Origin of the sequence: Pseudomonas sp. S8 (genome assembly GCF_050473925.1) — a bacterium.
Taxonomy (GTDB): domain Bacteria; phylum Pseudomonadota; class Gammaproteobacteria; order Pseudomonadales; family Pseudomonadaceae; genus Aquipseudomonas; species Aquipseudomonas parakoreensis.
Map to the genome: position 1 here is coordinate 4,797,923 of NZ_JBFDVZ010000016.1, position 15,695 is coordinate 4,813,617.

Consider the following 15,695-nt stretch of genomic DNA (forward strand, 5'->3'; position numbering starts at 1 on the left):
CACAACGGAGAATAACAATGCAAAAAATCACGTTGCTCGGCTGCACACTGGCGCTGTTCATCGGCGCCCAGGCACAGGCCAATGAAGTGCCGCTGACCGGCGCGCTTGGCAAGATCGCCAGCGCCAACAGCATCACCCTGGGCTATCGCGATGCGTCGGTGCCGTTCTCGTATGTGGGCGATCACACCGGGCAGCCGATGGGGTATTCGGTGGAGCTGGCGGGCAAGATTGTCGAGCGGATCAAGCAGCAACTGGCGTTGCCGGAGCTGAAGGTGAAGTACAACCTGGTGACGTCGCAGACGCGGATTCCGCTGGTGCAGAACGGCACGGTTGATCTTGAGTGCGGCTCCACCGGGGTGACGGCCGAGCGGCAGAAACAGGTCGCGTTCTCCTACGGTTTCATCTACGTCAAAGGGCAGTTGCTGACCGCAAAGGACAGCGGCATCCACAGCTTCGATGACCTGCGCGGCAAGAACGTGGTGACCACCGCCGGCACCACCAACGAGCGCTATCTGAAGAGCTACAACCTCGACCATAAACTGAACATGTTCGTGATCAGCGCCAAGGATCACGGCGAGGCTTTTCAGATGCTGCAATCGGGACGGGCAGCGGTCTTCTACATGGACGACGCATTGCTCTACGGCGAGCGGGCCAAGGCGCGGGACCCGCACAACTGGATCGTGGTGGGGGAGGAGCAATCGCGGGAAATCTACAGCTGCATGGTGCGCAAGGATGATCCGCCATTCCTCGCGCTGGTGAACGGCGCGCTGGCCGATCTGTACAGCTCGGGGGAGATCAACGGGATCTACCGTAAGTGGTTCGAACAGCCGATCCCGCCGAAAGGCTTGAACCTTGAGTTCCCGATGACCAGCGAACTCAAGGCAATCATCGCCAAACCGATCAGTGATCCGGTGCAGTGACGGGTTAGAAATCACCCCACAGTTGCTGCGCCACTGCCAGTGCAACCACCGGCGCAGTCTCGGTACGCAGCACACGTGGGCCGAGGCGGGCGGCGTGGAAACCGTTGGCCTTGGCTTGCTCGACTTCGGCGTCGGACAAGCCGCCTTCGGGGCCGATCAGGAACGCCAGGGTCGCCGGTTTGGCATGGCTCACCAGCGGCTCGGCCACCGGGTGCAGCACCAGTTTCAACTCGGCCTGGGTTTGCTTCAGCCAGTCGGCCAACAACACCGGCGGATGAATCACCGGCACCCGCGAGCGACCGCATTGCTCGCAAGCGCTGATCGCCACCTGACGCCAGTGCAGCAGGCGCTTGTCGGCGCGTTCGTCCTTCAGGCGCACTTCGCAGCGGTCGCTGAAGATCGGGGTGATTTCCGTCACGCCCAGCTCGGTGGCTTTCTGGATCGCCCAGTCCATCCGTTCGCCCCGGGACAGGCCTTGGCCGAGGTGGATCTGCAGCGGCGATTCAATCTGCCCGGCGAACTGCTCGTCGATCTGTACGACGACGCGTTTCTTGCCGACTTCCACCAGCGCGCCGCGAAACTCATGGCCGGAACCGTCGAACAACTGCACCGCATCGCCCTCGGCCATGCGCAGCACGCGGCTGATGTAATGCGCCTGGGCTTCCGGCAGTCCGTGTTCGCCGGTGCTCAGGGGGGCGTCGATAAAGAAGCGGGACAGTCTCATGGTGGGTCTCTAAAAATTGGCACGTATTGGCTGTAGTGCAGAGCTTTGTGGAGAGGGGATTTATCCCCGATCGGCTGCGCAGCAGTCGTGAAATCATAGAGCGCGGTTATTCTGAATCACCGCGATTGCTGATTTTGGGGCGGCTTCGCCACCCATCGGGGATGAATCCCCTCGCCACAGGGTTCTTCTCAAACTTTTGATGGACATCAGCCCGGATCACGGAAACCGGGGTGGAAATCCTTCGGCACCGCCACGCTGACGCTGTCGCGAGTGGCGATGTCGATGCCTTCGCTGGCGACTTCGGCGAGGAAGTCGATCTGCTCCGGGGTGATCACGTACGGCGGCAGGAAATACACCACGCTGCCCAGCGGCCGCAGCAGCGCGCCGCGCTCCAGCGCATGCTGGAACACCTTCAAACCGCGACGTTCCTGCCAAGGGTAGGCCTCTTTCGTGGCTTTATCCTTGACCATTTCGATCGCCAGCACCATGCCGGTCTGCCGCACTTCCGAGACATTCGGGTGATCGACCAGATGCGCAGTGGCCGAGGCCATGCGCCGGGCCAGTGCCTGGTTGTTCTCGATGACGTTGTCCTGCTCGAAGATATCCAGCGTCGCCAGCGCCGCCGCACAGGCCAGCGGGTTGCCGGTGTAGCTGTGCGAGTGGAGAAAGGCGCGCAGGGTCGGGTAGTCGTCGTAGAACGCGCTGTAGACCTCGTCGGTGGTCAGGCACGCCGCCAGTGGCAAGTAGCCGCCGGTCAGGGCCTTGGACAGGCAGAGGAAGTCCGGACGGATGCCAGCCTGTTCACAGGCGAACATCGTGCCGGTGCGGCCGAAGCCAACGGCGATTTCGTCGTGAATCAGGTGCACGCCGTAGCGGTCGCAGGCTTCGCGCAGCAGCTTGAGGTACACCGGGTGATACATGCGCATGCCGCCGGCGCCTTGAATCAACGGTTCGACGATCACTGCCGCCACGCTGTCATGATGCTCTGCCAACGTCTGTTCCATGGCGGCGAACAGGTTGCGCGAATGTTCTTCCCAGCTCATGCCTTCGGGGCGCAGATAGCAATCCGGGCTTGGCACCTTGATGGTGTCCATCAGCAGCGCTTTGTAGGTTTCGGTGAACAGCGGCACGTCGCCGACCGCCATCGCTGCCATGGTTTCGCCGTGGTAGCTGTTGGTCAGGGTGACGAAGCGTTTCTTGTTTGGCTGGCCGCGGTTGAGCCAGTAGTGAAAGCTCATTTTCAGCGCGACTTCGATGCAGGACGAACCGTTATCGGCGTAGAACACCCGGTTCAGGCCTTCCGGGGTCATCTTCACCAGACGCTCGGACAGTTCGATCACCGGTTGATGGCTGAAACCGGCGAGAATCACGTGTTCGAGCTGATCGACCTGATCCTTGATGCGCTGGTTGATGCGCGGGTTGGCGTGGCCGAACACATTGACCCACCAGGAGCTGACGGCGTCGAGGTAGCGTTTGCCTTCGAAGTCTTCGAGCCACACGCCTTCACCGCGCTTGATCGGGATCAGCGGCAGCTGTTCGTGGTCTTTCATCTGGGTGCAGGGATGCCACAGCACCGCGAGGTCGCGTTGCATCCACTGGTTATTCAGGCCCATTTACAGTCTCCTCGAGGCGGCTCGCGCCAGGCGCGGGCAAACAATCGCGCAAGCCTATGCAATGCATCGCGCCGGGACAACCCATTGCGTCGATTGAGCTACTTTGTATGGGCCGATAGACGTCGCTGGCGGCGTTTTGATGGCTGACGTATTCTTCGCGGTTCTTTGGGTCGTCTGACCCGCAAAACTGCTTTTTTCCTACGTGTATTTCCGGAGTTCGCTGAATGTCTGTCGGTTGGCTGCGCGCCTGTGCGCTGGTGATGTTGGGGCTGTTCAGCGTTACGGCGCTGGCCAAGGATAAAACCGCAATCGTGATCGGCGGCGGCCTGTCGGGCCTGACCGCGGCTTACGAGCTGCAAAACAAGGGCTGGCAGGTCACCCTGCTGGAAGCCAAGCCGAGCCTGGGCGGTCGCTCGGGTATGGCCACCAGCGAGTGGATCGGCAACGACAAGACCCAGCCGGTGCTGAACAAATACGTCTCGACCTTCAAGCTGAGCACCACGCCGGCCCCTGAATTCGTGCGTACCCCGGGTTATCTGATCGACGGCGAGTATTTCTCCGCAGCCGATCTGGCGACCAAGCAACCGGCCACCGCCGATGCCTTGAAGCGCTATCAGAAAACCCTCGACGATCTGGCCCGTTCGATCGACGACCCGCAGAACCCGGCCGCGACCAACACCCTGCATGCGCTGGACCAGATCAACGTGTCGAGCTGGCTCGACAAGCAGAACCTGCCGGCCACCGCGCGTCAGTTGATCAACCAGGACATCCGCACCCACTACGACGAGCCTTCGCGCCTGTCGCTGCTGTATTTCGCCCAGCAGAACCGTGTGTATCGCGGCGTCTCCGACCGCGACCTGCGTGCTTCGCGTCTGGTCGGCGGCAGCCAGGTGCTGGCCCAGGCTTTCGTCAAACAGATCAAGACCATCAAGACCAACTCGCCGGTGTCGGCGATCACTCAGGACAAGGATGGCGTGACCGTCAAGGTCGGCAGTGTCGGCTACCAGGCTGATTACGTGGTGCTGGCCGTGCCGCTGCGCGCGCTGAACAAGATTGCGCTGACCCCGGCACTGGACGCCCAGCATCTGGCCGCGATCAAGGGCACCAACTACGGCTGGCGCGACCAGATCATGTTGAAGTTCAAGACGCCGGTGTGGGAAAGCAAGGCGCGTATGTCCGGTGAGATCTACAGCAACGCCGGCCTCGGCATGCTCTGGATCGAGCCGGCGCTGAAGGGCGGCGCCAATGTGGTGATCAACCTGTCCGGCGACAACGCCCGCGTGATGCAGGCGTTCGGCGACAAGCAGATGGTCGATCAGGTGCTGATCCGTCTGCACGCGTTTTATCCACAGGCCCGTGGCTCGTTCACCGGTTATGAAATCCGTCGTTACAGCACCGATCCGTCGATGGGCGGCGCTTACCTGGCTTACGGTCCGGGCCAGATCAGCAAGTTCTGGCGCCTGTGGGAGCGTCCGCTGCAACGCGTGACCTTCGCGGGCGAGCACACCGACACCCTGTATCCGGGCACCCTGGAAGGCGCGCTGCGCACTGGTCAGCGTGCGGCCAGTCAGGTTGAAGACCTGGCCGCCGGCAAGTCGTTTGAACCGGTCAAAGTGGTTCCGGCCGCAGCAGCGGCAGGCGCGGCGGGTGCCGTGGCGGCGAAGAAGGGCAACTTCTTCAGCAACCTGTTTGGCGGTTCGGATGACGAGAAGAAGCCAGAACCTGTGAAGGCGCCTGAGCCGGCTCCAGCTCCAGCAGCCCCAGCGCCTGCACCGGCTCCAGCCCCTGCGCCAGCTCCGGTAGAAGCGCCGAAACCCGCTGCTCCGGTGAAAACCGAGCCGGCGAAGAAAGCGCCAGCCAAGCCTGCGGCGAAGAAGCCTGCAGCGAAAACCGAGGCGAAAAAGGCCCCGGCCAAGCCTGCGGCGAAAAAGGCTGAGCCGGCGAAGAAGCCAGCGGCGAAACCGACTGCAGCGCCGGCTCCGGCGGCAGGCACGGACAGCAAAGCGCAGTAAGGCTTTGCGGTGAATGAAAAGCGCGGCTACGGCCGCGCTTTTTTATTGCCTGTGAGAACCTCATCGCGGGCAAGCCCGCTCCCACAGGTTTTGCGGTGAGCGCAGAGTTTGTGTGCGCTATTGTCCACTGTGGGAGCGGGCTTGCCCGCGATGAGGCCTGTTCATACAGCACATCATCAGGATCTTCCACCTGACATCCCGCCACACTTTTCCCGGTTAATCTTTCCTTAACAAGCCACTTACAGACTCTTGATCGTATTTCTCGATATTTCAAAGCAAAATTTTCCGCTTTAATTCGATAGATAACTCGCTAGTCTTGGTTCGCAGTTCTCACAGGATTTGGGCAATGCAGCTACGTAACTCTGCTTCACGCTATGGTTGGGTCAGCATCTTCATGCACTGGGGCGTGGCGCTGGCGGTCTTCGGACTGTTTGCGCTGGGTCTGTGGATGGTGGGGCTGGATTACTACAGCAGCTGGCGCAAAGACGCGCCGGATCTGCACAAGAGCATCGGTCTGGTGCTGCTGGGTGTGATGGTGTTGCGGGTGTTGTGGCGCTTTATCAGCCCACCGCCACCGACGCTGCAAAGCTACAGCCGCATGACCCGCATCGGCGCCAAATTCGGCCACGGGTTTCTGTACGTCGGGCTGTTCGCTGTGATGCTTGCCGGTTACCTGATTTCCACCGCAGACGGTGTCGGGATTCCGGTGTTTGGTCTGTTTGAAGTGCCTGCACTGGTTTCCGGGCTACCGGATCAGGCAGATACCGCTGGGGTGATTCATCTCTGGCTGGCATGGGCGCTGGTAATTTTTTCCGGTCTCCATGCGTTGGCAGCATTGAAGCACCACTTTATCGATCGTGATGCGACCCTGACGCGAATGCTCGGTCGCAAAGCCTGAAATTCAACCTCGACTCAAAGGAAAAGAAAGCATGTTGAAAAAGACTCTGGCCGCTCTGGCAATCGGTTCTGCCGTACTGTCCGCGAACGTGATGGCTGCTGATTACACCGTCGACAAGGAAGGCCAGCACGCTTTCGTCGACTTCAAGATCAGCCACCTGGGCTACAGCTACATCACCGGTACCTTCAAGGACATCGACGGCAAGTTCAGCTTTGACGCCGCCAAGCCTGAAGACAGCAAAATCGAATTCAACGTGAAAACCGCCAGCGTGTTCACCAACCACGCCGAGCGCGACAAGCACATCTCCAGCAAAGACTTCCTGGACGTGGGCAAATACGCTGACGCCAAGTTCGTCTCCACCAGCGTCAAATCCACCGGCAAGAACGCCGATGGCAAAGACACTGCCGACGTGACCGGCGACCTGACCCTGCACGGCGTGACCAAGCCAATCGTGGTCAAGGCCGTGTTCTTGGGCGAAGGCAAGGATCCATGGGGCGGCTACCGTGCCGGCTTTGAAGGCACCACCAGCATCAAGCGCTCTGATTTCGGCAAGATGATGGATCTGGGTCCACAGTCCGACAAGGTCGACCTGTACATCTCGTTTGAAGGTGTGAAAGCGAAATAACTTCGCTGCCACACTAAAACGCCCCCGGTCGTAAGGCCGAGGGCGTTTTTTATTGCCCGCCACACGCACACATCCACACTGTGGTACGGGCTTTTGTGGCGAGGGGATTTATCCCCGATGGGTCGCGCAGCGGCCCCATGACCGTCAACCGAGGGTATCAGGCATACCGCGTTGAATGGTTTTGCGACTGCTTCGCAGCCGATCGGGGATAAATCCCCTCTCCACAGTGTTGGGTCTACACAGGGGGACATGCGGTGATTCAGGGATATTCGTGACGGCATAAAAAATGCCCCGGCTCTTTCGAACCGGGGCATTTTTAATGGCTGCGATAACTCAGCGATTGCGGGTCAGCAAGGCTGGTTTTTCGCCGCGCGGACGGGTCGGCAGTTGATCGAGCTGCTCAGGTGTCGGGAAGCGGTCAGCCTTGGACTCCTTGTGCATGATCTTCGGCCCGGTGCTGCGCGGGTTCTGCACGGCCGGTTCGGCGCGTTGCTGATCGTCGCGAGCCGGACGGCGGTTGCGCGAGGACTCGTCACGACGGCCCTGGCCGTCACGCGGAGCGCCGTTGCGCGGGCCGTTGCGTTTGCCCGGCGGAGTGCCGGTGCTCGAACCATTGCTGTTGCGCGGGCCGTTCTGGCGACCTTGCGATTGACCACCGCGTGGAGCGCCTGCGCCTGCACCTTGTGCCGGAGCACCCGGACGACGGCCACGGCCACCGGCTGGAGCAGCTTTCGGCACGTAATCGACGCGGTTACCGAAGTTATCGATATCGTCGTCGAGGAACTCGTCCGGTGCACGATCCGCAGCAGCGCGTGGTGGCTGGCTCGGACGCTGTTCGCGGGCCGGCGTGCCTTCGCGTGGTTTCTGCTGACGGGCAGGGCGCTCGCCGCGTTCGCCGGCGGGTTTTTCCTTGCCCTTGTCTTTGCCTTTGTCTTTACGACCGCCGCCACCGCCGCCGCCATTCGGACCGTCGCCGCGCGGACCGCGGGAGTTGCGCGGGTTGCGCATGTCCGGACGCTCGCGCACTTCAGGCTTCTCGGCCTCGATGGTGCTGGCATCGAAGCCCATCAGGTCGCCGTCGGCGATTTTCTGCTTGGTCATGCGTTCGATGCTTTTCAGCAGTTTTTCTTCGTCCGGCGCGACCAGCGAGATCGCCTCGCCCGAACGACCGGCACGGCCAGTACGGCCGATGCGGTGCACGTAGTCTTCATCGACGTTCGGCAGCTCGAAGTTGACCACGTGTGGCAACTGGTCGATGTCCAGACCGCGAGCAGCGATGTCGGTCGCTACCAGAATGCGCACTTCACCGGCCTTGAAGTCGGCCAGGGCTTTGGTGCGGGCGTTCTGGCTCTTGTTGCCGTGGATCGCCACAGCCGGCAGGCCGTGTTTGTCCAGGTATTCGGCCAGACGGTTGGCGCCGTGCTTGGTGCGGGTGAACACCAGCACCTGTTCCCAGGCGCCGGCGGTGATCAGGTGCGCCAGCAGGGCACGCTTGTGGCTGGCCGGCAGACGGAACACGCGTTGCTCGATGCGCTCGACCGTGGTGTTCGGCGGCGTGACTTCGATGCGTTCCGGGTTGTGCAGCAGCTTGCCGGCAAGGTCGGTGATGTCTTTGGAGAAGGTCGCCGAGAACAGCAGGTTCTGACGCTTGGCCGGCAGACGCGCGAGGACTTTCTTCACGTCGTGCACGAAACCCATGTCGAGCATGCGGTCGGCTTCGTCGAGGACAAGGATTTCGACGTGGGACAGGTCAACGCTGCCCTGGCCGGCGAGGTCAAGCAGGCGACCCGGGCAGGCGACGAGGACGTCAACGCCACGGGACATGGCCTGGACTTGAGGATTCATGCCGACACCGCCGAAGATGCAGGCGCTGACGAATTTCAGGTCACGGGCGTAGATCTTGAAGCTCTCGTGAACCTGGGCCGCGAGTTCGCGGGTCGGGGTCAGGACCAGGACGCGCGGTTGGCGCGGGCCGTGACGCTGGGATTTGTCCGGGTGACCGTTGGGGAACAACCGCTCCAGGATCGGAAGGGCGAAACCGCCGGTTTTACCGGTACCTGTCTGTGCCGCAACCATCAGGTCGCGACCTTGCAACACGGCGGGAATGGCCCGCTGTTGCACCGGAGTAGGCTCGGTATAGCCCGCATCTTCGATGGCACGGACTAAAGCCTCGGAGAGACCGAGGGAAGCAAAGGACATGAGTAATCCTGTTTTAGTTAGGGCTTGGCCCAATGGGAGTCTTGCCTGGCGCGAATCGCGTTTAAGAGGACGCGATCCCGTCCGGTCCTGCTGCGGTCTCGAAGGCACGTCAGGAGCGCTCGCGCGGGCTGAAAAGCTGCGCTGTAGCGGGACTGGAGGCCTGTTACGGTTCCGGGCGTCCGGGCGTGAGCCTGGCGGGAACGCCGGAGTATAACAGAGCAATCACTGCGCGCTGCTTTCCTGCTGCTCAACGGTTTTGCGGCTGGCCGAGACGTTGCTCATTGGCGCGGCATCGACCGGGGCTGCGCCGTAGCGTGCGCTGAGCTCGGCGTAGGCCGGTTCGCGCTTGAAGCGCTTGAGCTCGGCGCCAAAACGCGCCACCAGCAGATCCATCCCGGCATTGCGGCGAACGGCCAGATATTGGCTCTGGCGGCTGATCACTGTAGGGTTTTCGCTGATTTGATCGCGGATATTCAACTGATCGAGCAAATGCTGACCGACGCGGCGATCGGTGATCAGCAAGTCGATACGCCCGCGCAGCAGTTTGCCGAAGTTGGCTTCGTGGGTTGGCGCCGGTTCGCGGGTGAACAGTGTCGATTCGCTGAAGTCAGGGCTGTACAGATAACCCGGCGAGGTGCCGATGGTCAGGCCTTTGAGTTCTTCGAGTTTGCTGAACGGGTGTGGCCGGTCGTTGGCGTAGAACATCACGAACTCGACGTCCGACAGCGGTTCGATGGGGTAGAGCAGGGTGGCATCGCGCTCATCGCTGTGAAAAATATCCAGCGCGCCATCAGCCTGGCCGGTTTCGAGCATCGACAGACAACGTTTCCACGGCAGGAACTGCCATTCGACCTCAATCCCCAGGCGCTTGAACACAATGGCGGTGGTTTCGTAGTCCAGCCCGAGGTTCTTGCCATCCTCTTCGTACACGTAAGGTGCCCACGGCTCGGTGACAATACGCAACTTCTCGCCCCGAGCGGCAAAGCTCAGGCAAGCAAAAACCAGCACCGTGAATAATTGCGCGATCAAAGGCATGGCTTGAGATTACGACGAGAAACGCGAAAGAGCCAGAAAGTGCCTGCACAAGCTCTAATTCGGGGATTCAAAAGCAAAAGATCGCAGCCACGACACCCCTGTAGGAGCTGCCGAAGGCTGCGATCTTTTGATTGTGCTTTGATGCTTTTTAGCGCGGCAACTTCAGGTTATTCCAGATCGCCAGACTAGGCTCGGCCTGGTTCATGGAATAGAAGTGCAGCCCTGGTGCGCCACCTTGCAGCAGGCGTTCGCACATTTCGCTGACAACTTGCTCGCCGAAGCGCTGAATGCTTTGGCTGTCATCGCCGTAGGCTTCCAGTTGCTTGCGGATCCAGCGCGGGATTTCCGCACCGCAGGCATCGGAGAAACGCGCCAGCTTGCTGTAGTTGGTGATCGGCATGATCCCCGGTACCACCGGAATGTCCACGCCCAGCGCCTGCAAACGGTCGACAAAGTAGAAGTAGCTGTCGGCGTTGAAGAAGTACTGGGTGATCGCGCTGTCGGCGCCGGCGCGGGCCTTGCGCACGAAGTTGGCGAGATCGTCTTCGTAGTTGCGCGCTTGCGGATGCATCTCCGGATAAGCGGCAACCTCGATGTGGAAATGATCACCGGTTTCTTCACGAATGAATTCCACCAGTTCATTGGCGTGACGCAGCTCGCCGCTGGTCATGCCCATGCCGGATGGCAGGTCACCGCGCAGGGCAACGATGCGCTTGATGCCGGCAGCCTTGTACTCGTTCAGCAGTCCGCGCAGGTCGTCTTTACTGTCGCCGACGCACGACAAGTGCGGTGCGGCCGGTACTTTGACTTCGCTTTCCAGCTGCAGAACGGTGTTGAGAGTGCGATCACGGGTCGAACCGCCAGCGCCGTAGGTGCAGGAAAAGAAATCGGGGTTGTACGTTGCCAACTGACGGGCAACGTTGAGCAGTTTTTCATGCCCAGCATCGGTCTTGGTCGGGAAGAACTCAAAGCTGTAGCGACGGTCTTGGGACATGGTCATACCCTTGGAAACACGTAAGCCGGACGCTGTACCCCTGTAGGAGCTGCCGCAGGCTGCGATCTTTGAAGATCAAAAGATCGCAGCCTGCGGCAGCTCCTACACAGAGCGGTCAGCAGCGCCAGTCAGGCAACGCGGTGCGCCAGGCACACCGCGTTGACGCTCAGCCAATCAGTAGCGGTAAGCGTGCGGCTTGAACGGGCCTTCGACGGTGACGCCGATGTAGTCAGCCTGTTGCTTGGTCAGTTGAGTGACCACGCCGCCGAAGCCGCGCACCATTTCCAGGGCCACTTCTTCGTCGAGTTTCTTCGGCAGTACTTCAACGGTCAGACGCTCGGCTTTCTGGGCTGGCGACAGGTCGGCGTACTTCTGGCCGAACAGGAAGATCTGCGCCAGTACCTGGTTGGCGAACGAGCCGTCCATGATGCGGCTCGGGTGACCGGTGGCGTTACCCAGGTTCACCAGACGGCCTTCGGCCAGCAGGATCAGGTAGTCGTCGTTCTGTGCATCGAAAGCGCCCGGGCCGGTACGGTGGATCTTGTGGACCTGTGGCTTCACTTCTTCCCACGCCCAGTTCTTGCGCATGAAAGCGGTGTCGATTTCGTTGTCGAAGTGACCGATGTTGCAGACAACAGCGCGCTTCTTCAGGGCTTTGAGCATGTTCGCGTCGCAAACGTTGACGTTACCGGTGGTGGTCACGATCAGGTCGATCTTGCCCAGCAGCGCTTTGTCGATGCTCGCTTCGGTGCCGTCGTTGATCCCGTCGATGAACGGCGAAACCAGTTCGAAACCGTCCATGCAGGCCTGCATGGCGCAGATCGGGTCAACTTCGGAAACCTTGACGATCATGCCTTCCTGACGCAGGGACTGGGCCGAACCCTTACCCACGTCACCGTAACCGATGACCAGCGCTTGCTTGCCGGACAGCAGGTGGTCGGTACCACGCTTGATCGCATCGTTCAGGCTGTGACGGCAGCCGTACTTGTTGTCGTTCTTGGACTTGGTCACCGAGTCGTTGACGTTGATCGCCGGGATTTTCAGCTCGCCCTTGGCCAGCATGTCCAGCAGGCGGTGAACGCCGGTGGTGGTTTCTTCGGTCACGCCGTGAACGCGATCCAGTACTTGTGGGTACTTGTCGTGCAGCAGCTGAGTCAGGTCGCCGCCGTCGTCGAGGATCATGTTGGCGTCCCATGGCTGGCCATCTTTCAGGATGGTCTGCTCCAGGCACCACTCGTACTCTTCTTCAGTCTCGCCTTTCCAGGCGAAAACCGGGATGCCGGCAGCGGCGATGGACGCAGCGGCCTGATCCTGAGTCGAGAAAATGTTGCAGGACGACCAGCGTACTTCGGCACCCAGGGCAACCAGGGTTTCGATCAGCACGGCAGTCTGAATGGTCATGTGGATGCAGCCGAGGATTTTCGCGCCCTTGAGCGGCTGCTCGGAGGCGTACTTGCGGCGCAGACCCATCAGTGCCGGCATTTCCGACTCGGCGATGATGGTTTCGCGACGGCCCCAGGCGGCCAGGGACATGTCGGCAACTTTGTAATCGTTAAAATCTGCAGGCGTGATAACAGCGCTCATGAAGAGCCTCCATTCGTAATGTATGCGAATGGGCGCCGTTGTGCGTTTAGTGTCCGGCCGTGGCCAGTCAACGCCCCATCCGAGCCTGACAGGTTGATCCTGCTGCAGCGCCCCTCGGACAGGTGGCGGGAAAACGGTAGCAAGTGAAGGTTACCGTTTTGAAACGGGGGCGATTATAGCCGTCTAGACTGATCTTCCAAAGGGTTTCTGTCGGCCAGATGAAGATCGTTAATAGCGACCATAGTAGAAGGCTCATGGAGCCTGACCGCCCGCTCTGCCAAGATGGCGCCATCTTTCGGCAAACGCTCAGGAGTGAACATGAATTTCCACACCCGCAAATGGGTAAAACCCGAAGACCTGAACCCCAACGGCACCCTGTTCGGCGGCAGCCTGCTGCGCTGGATCGACGAAGAGGCGGCGATCTACGCGATCGTCCAATTGGGCAATCAGCGCGTGGTGACCAAGTACATTTCCGAAATCAACTTCGTCAGCGCCTCGCGCCAGGGCGACATCATCGAACTGGGCATCACCGCCACCGAGTTCGGCCGCACCTCGATCACCCTGACCTGCGAAGTGCGCAACAAGATCACCCGCAAGAGCATCCTCACGGTCGAGAAGATGGTCTTCGTCAACCTCGGCGAAGACGGCCTGCCGGCGCCGCACGGGCGGACCGAGATCAAGTACGTCAAAGATCAGTTCAAGGAAGATGAGCTCGTCACCAAGTAATGCAAGCCCTGTAGGAGCTGCCGAAGGCTGCGATCTTTTGACTTTGTTTTGGTCGAGCAACATCAAAAGATCGCAGCCTTCGGCAGCTCCTACAGAACGTATTCCGAACGGCAAGGGTCGTAGCTGAAAGCCCCCCCACCCGGTTCCCACGCCATGACCACCCCGACAGACGGCAAGACCCCCAATCTCTCGACCGATGAACAACATGAAGTCGAGAAAAACCAGCCGCCTCGCGCAGCGGTTCTGCATGAAATCATCCGCACTCAGGGCGATCAGGAACTGGAGCGCAGCATCGCCGCGTTGTGGTGGTCGGCGCTCGCGGCCGGATTGACCATGGGCCTGTCGCTGATGGGCATGGGCCTGCTCAATTCGCGCCTGCCCGAGGGCGACGAATTCAAGGTCATCGCCAGTTTCGGCTACTGTGCCGGTTTCCTCGCGGTGATTCTCGCCCGCCAGCAGCTGTTCACCGAAAACACCCTGACCGCCGTCCTCCCGGTGATGACCAAACCGACCCTGGCCAATTTTGGCCGGTTGATCCGCTTGTGGGGCGTCGTCCTGTTCGGCAATTTGTGCGGGACGATTCTGGTGGCGTACGTGATGCTCGAGCTGCCGATCTTTGACACCAAGACCGATCACGCCTTCCTTGAAATCGGCCGCAAGGTCATGGAGAACCACGCCAGCCAGATGTTCGCCAAGGGCATCGTCTCCGGCTGGATGATCGCCACCATGGTCTGGATGATCCCGTCCATGGAGAGCGCGAAGATGTGGATCATCATCCTCATCACTTATCTGATGGCGTTGGGCGACTTCACCCACATCGTGGTCGGTTCGGCAGAAGTCTCGTATCTGGTGTTTGCCGGCGAGTTGCCGTGGAGTGATTTCTGGATGGTGTTTGCCGGTCCGACGCTGGCGGGGAATATCATCGGCGGCAGTTGCATCTTTGCCCTGATCAGCCATGCGCAGATCCGCAGCGAAAGCGGTGCGCCAAAGGAAACAGGCAAGGCCAAAGGGGCTGCGGATCAGGCCGAAAAGCCTGACCCGCAGCAGATCAGAAAATGATCAGTGGTGTGCGGGTTCAGCCATGGTCGTCGGCTCGTCACGGGTGGCGTGCTTGACCAGTTTGCCGATGGTCAGACCCTGCAACAGGATCGACGACAGCACCACAATGTAGGTGATGCTCAGCAGCAGATCGCGCTCCGGGCCCAGCGGCAGGGCCAGCGCCAGTGCCACCGAGACCCCGCCGCGCAAACCACCCCAGGTCAGAATGCGGATGGTGCCGCGCGGCACTGTGCGCCAGCGGCGCAGCAGAACGATGGCCGGGGCCACGGTCAGCAAACGCGAAAGCAGGATCGCCAGCGCCAGCAAACTGGCCGCCGCCACGTGCGCCCAGTTGAACGGCAGTAGCAACAGCTCCATGCCGATCAGTGCGAACAGCAGCGCATTGAGCATGTCATCGAGCAGCTCCCAGAAGCCGTCGAGGTACTTGCGGGTCATGTCGTTCATCGCCAGGTTGCGCCCCAGGTTGCCGATGATCAGGCCGGCCACCACCATCGCAATCGGCGCCGAGACGTGCAGCTCGGTGGCCATCGCCGAACCGCCGATCACCAGCGCCAGGGTCAGCATCACCGTGATCTGATGCTGCTGGACGCTTTTGATCATCCGGTACACCCCATAACCGATCAGCCCGCCGAACAGCACGCCGCCAAGGGCTTCATGGACGAACAGCATGGCCGTGGCGCTGAGGGTCGGCGTCTCACCCAACTGAGCGATGCCCAGCAGCACGGTGAACACCACGACCGCCGTGCCGTCGTTGAACAACGACTCGCCGACGATGGTGGTTTTCAGCGGTTTCGAGGCATTGGCGGTACGCAGTACGCCGAGTACCGCGATCGGGTCGGTCGGCGAAATCAGCGCGCCGAACAGCAGGCAGTAGAGGAAGCTCACGTGCCAGCCGAACAGGGCAAAAATGTAATAGGCGAGGCTGCCGATCACAGCGGTGGCGATCAGCACGCCGAACGTCGCCAGCAGGCCGATGGGCCAGCGATAGCTGCGCAAATCGTTGAGGTTGACGTGCAGGGCGCCGGCGAACAGCAGGAACGACAGCATCCAGTTCATCAGCAGGTCGCCGAAGTCGATCTGGCCGATCAGTTGCTGCACGCGTTCTTCGAGGCCGGGGTAGCCGAGCACACTCAGGCCTTGCAGCAACAGGGAGAACATCAGCGCGGTGACCATGACGCCGATGGTCGGCGGCAGGCCGATGAAGCGGTAATTGACGAAGGTGAGAAGGGTGGTGAGGCAGATAAAAGCGGCTACAAGTTCTAGCATCCGGGCTCCATTGGATGGGGGGAAAGACAGCGCCCCGATT

13 protein-coding genes and 1 riboswitch are annotated in these 15,695 nt (G+C 60.8%); of the genes, 6 read left to right on the forward strand and 7 right to left on the reverse strand.

Annotated elements, in window-relative coordinates:
* Nucleotides 1-17 precede the first annotated feature (17 nt).
* A complete protein-coding gene (locus AB1J88_RS22775) occupies nt 18-920 on the forward strand; it encodes a transporter substrate-binding domain-containing protein (RefSeq protein WP_430292031.1) in 903 nt (300 codons plus the stop codon).
* Between the two features lie 4 nt (nt 921-924).
* Here AB1J88_RS22775 and AB1J88_RS22780 read toward each other — a convergent pair whose 3' ends face one another.
* On the reverse strand, nt 925-1,644 hold the full coding sequence (locus AB1J88_RS22780; protein ID WP_430292032.1) for a 16S rRNA (uracil(1498)-N(3))-methyltransferase: 720 nt from the start codon (nt 1,642-1,644) through the stop codon (nt 925-927).
* Nucleotides 1,645-1,850: 206 nt separating this feature from the next.
* Nucleotides 1,851-3,257, reverse strand: coding sequence for an adenosylmethionine--8-amino-7-oxononanoate transaminase (locus AB1J88_RS22785; protein ID WP_024164438.1), 1,407 nt, complete (start codon nt 3,255-3,257; stop codon nt 1,851-1,853).
* Nucleotides 3,258-3,481: 224 nt separating this feature from the next.
* On the opposite strand from AB1J88_RS22785, the gene AB1J88_RS22790 reads away from it, so the two are divergent.
* From AB1J88_RS22790 to AB1J88_RS22800, 3 genes are all read left to right on the forward strand, one after another.
* Nucleotides 3,482-5,269, forward strand: a complete 1,788-nt coding sequence (locus AB1J88_RS22790) for a flavin monoamine oxidase family protein (RefSeq protein WP_430292033.1) — start codon at nt 3,482-3,484, stop codon at nt 5,267-5,269.
* Between the two features lie 346 nt (nt 5,270-5,615).
* Nucleotides 5,616-6,167 (forward strand): cytochrome b, encoded by a 552-nt coding sequence (locus AB1J88_RS22795; RefSeq protein ID WP_047596555.1) that lies wholly within the window; start codon nt 5,616-5,618, stop codon nt 6,165-6,167.
* 31 nt (nt 6,168-6,198) lie between these two features.
* Complete coding sequence (locus AB1J88_RS22800; protein WP_096795740.1) at nt 6,199-6,792, forward strand: YceI family protein; 594 nt, start codon at nt 6,199-6,201, stop codon at nt 6,790-6,792.
* Between the two features lie 333 nt (nt 6,793-7,125).
* Here the strand turns inward: AB1J88_RS22800 and AB1J88_RS22805 are convergent, their stop codons facing one another.
* From AB1J88_RS22805 to ahcY, 4 genes are all read right to left on the reverse strand, one after another.
* Nucleotides 7,126-8,991, reverse strand: a complete 1,866-nt coding sequence (locus tag AB1J88_RS22805; RefSeq protein WP_108591838.1) for a DEAD/DEAH box helicase — start codon at nt 8,989-8,991, stop codon at nt 7,126-7,128.
* A gap of 222 nt (nt 8,992-9,213) precedes the next feature.
* Nucleotides 9,214-10,026 carry a substrate-binding periplasmic protein gene (locus AB1J88_RS22810; protein ID WP_041063457.1) on the reverse strand — a complete coding sequence of 271 codons (813 nt, stop codon included), beginning with the start codon at nt 10,024-10,026 and terminating at the stop codon, nt 9,214-9,216.
* 148 nt (nt 10,027-10,174) lie between these two features.
* Complete coding sequence (gene metF / locus AB1J88_RS22815; protein WP_003229047.1) at nt 10,175-11,020, reverse strand: methylenetetrahydrofolate reductase [NAD(P)H]; 846 nt, start codon at nt 11,018-11,020, stop codon at nt 10,175-10,177.
* A 174-nt stretch (nt 11,021-11,194) separates the two neighbouring features.
* Nucleotides 11,195-12,604, reverse strand: coding sequence for an adenosylhomocysteinase (gene ahcY, locus AB1J88_RS22820; protein ID WP_007959684.1), 1,410 nt, complete (start codon nt 12,602-12,604; stop codon nt 11,195-11,197).
* Nucleotides 12,605-12,627: 23 nt separating this feature from the next.
* Nucleotides 12,628-12,726: riboswitch (S-adenosyl-L-homocysteine riboswitch) on the reverse strand.
* A gap of 196 nt (nt 12,727-12,922) precedes the next feature.
* Here ahcY and AB1J88_RS22825 point away from each other — a divergent pair.
* Both AB1J88_RS22825 and AB1J88_RS22830 read left to right on the forward strand, forming a co-directional pair.
* Complete coding sequence (locus tag AB1J88_RS22825) at nt 12,923-13,330, forward strand: acyl-CoA thioesterase (RefSeq protein WP_003229043.1); 408 nt, start codon at nt 12,923-12,925, stop codon at nt 13,328-13,330.
* A gap of 153 nt (nt 13,331-13,483) precedes the next feature.
* Nucleotides 13,484-14,389 (forward strand): formate/nitrite transporter family protein, encoded by a 906-nt coding sequence (locus AB1J88_RS22830; protein ID WP_086793620.1) that lies wholly within the window; start codon nt 13,484-13,486, stop codon nt 14,387-14,389.
* On the opposite strand, the gene AB1J88_RS22835 is transcribed toward AB1J88_RS22830, so the two are convergent.
* Nucleotides 14,390-15,655, reverse strand: a complete 1,266-nt coding sequence (locus AB1J88_RS22835; RefSeq protein WP_430292034.1) for a cation:proton antiporter — start codon at nt 15,653-15,655, stop codon at nt 14,390-14,392. It abuts the gene before it with no gap.
* Nucleotides 15,656-15,695: the final 40 nt, after the last annotated feature.

Excerpts from the sequence above, each read along its gene's own strand:
- AB1J88_RS22810 (WP_041063457.1), bottom strand. The coding sequence starts at position 10,026 with ATGCCTTTGATCGCGCAATTATTCACGGTGCTGGTTTTTGCTTGCCTG.
- metF (WP_003229047.1), bottom strand. The coding sequence starts at position 11,020 with ATGTCCCAAGACCGTCGCTACAGCTTTGAGTTCTTCCCGACCAAGACC.
- AB1J88_RS22795 (WP_047596555.1), top strand. The coding sequence starts at position 5,616 with ATGCAGCTACGTAACTCTGCTTCACGCTATGGTTGGGTCAGCATCTTC.
- AB1J88_RS22785 (WP_024164438.1), bottom strand. The coding sequence starts at position 3,257 with ATGGGCCTGAATAACCAGTGGATGCAACGCGACCTCGCGGTGCTGTGG.
- AB1J88_RS22780 (WP_430292032.1), bottom strand. The coding sequence starts at position 1,644 with ATGAGACTGTCCCGCTTCTTTATCGACGCCCCCCTGAGCACCGGCGAA.
- AB1J88_RS22805 (WP_108591838.1), bottom strand. The coding sequence starts at position 8,991 with ATGTCCTTTGCTTCCCTCGGTCTCTCCGAGGCTTTAGTCCGTGCCATC.
- AB1J88_RS22835 (WP_430292034.1), bottom strand. The coding sequence starts at position 15,655 with ATGCTAGAACTTGTAGCCGCTTTTATCTGCCTCACCACCCTTCTCACC.
- AB1J88_RS22790 (WP_430292033.1), top strand. The coding sequence starts at position 3,482 with ATGTCTGTCGGTTGGCTGCGCGCCTGTGCGCTGGTGATGTTGGGGCTG.
- AB1J88_RS22775 (WP_430292031.1), top strand. The coding sequence starts at position 18 with ATGCAAAAAATCACGTTGCTCGGCTGCACACTGGCGCTGTTCATCGGC.
- ahcY (WP_007959684.1), bottom strand. The coding sequence starts at position 12,604 with ATGAGCGCTGTTATCACGCCTGCAGATTTTAACGATTACAAAGTTGCC.
- AB1J88_RS22800 (WP_096795740.1), top strand. The coding sequence starts at position 6,199 with ATGTTGAAAAAGACTCTGGCCGCTCTGGCAATCGGTTCTGCCGTACTG.
- AB1J88_RS22825 (WP_003229043.1), top strand. The coding sequence starts at position 12,923 with ATGAATTTCCACACCCGCAAATGGGTAAAACCCGAAGACCTGAACCCC.
- AB1J88_RS22830 (WP_086793620.1), top strand. The coding sequence starts at position 13,484 with ATGACCACCCCGACAGACGGCAAGACCCCCAATCTCTCGACCGATGAA.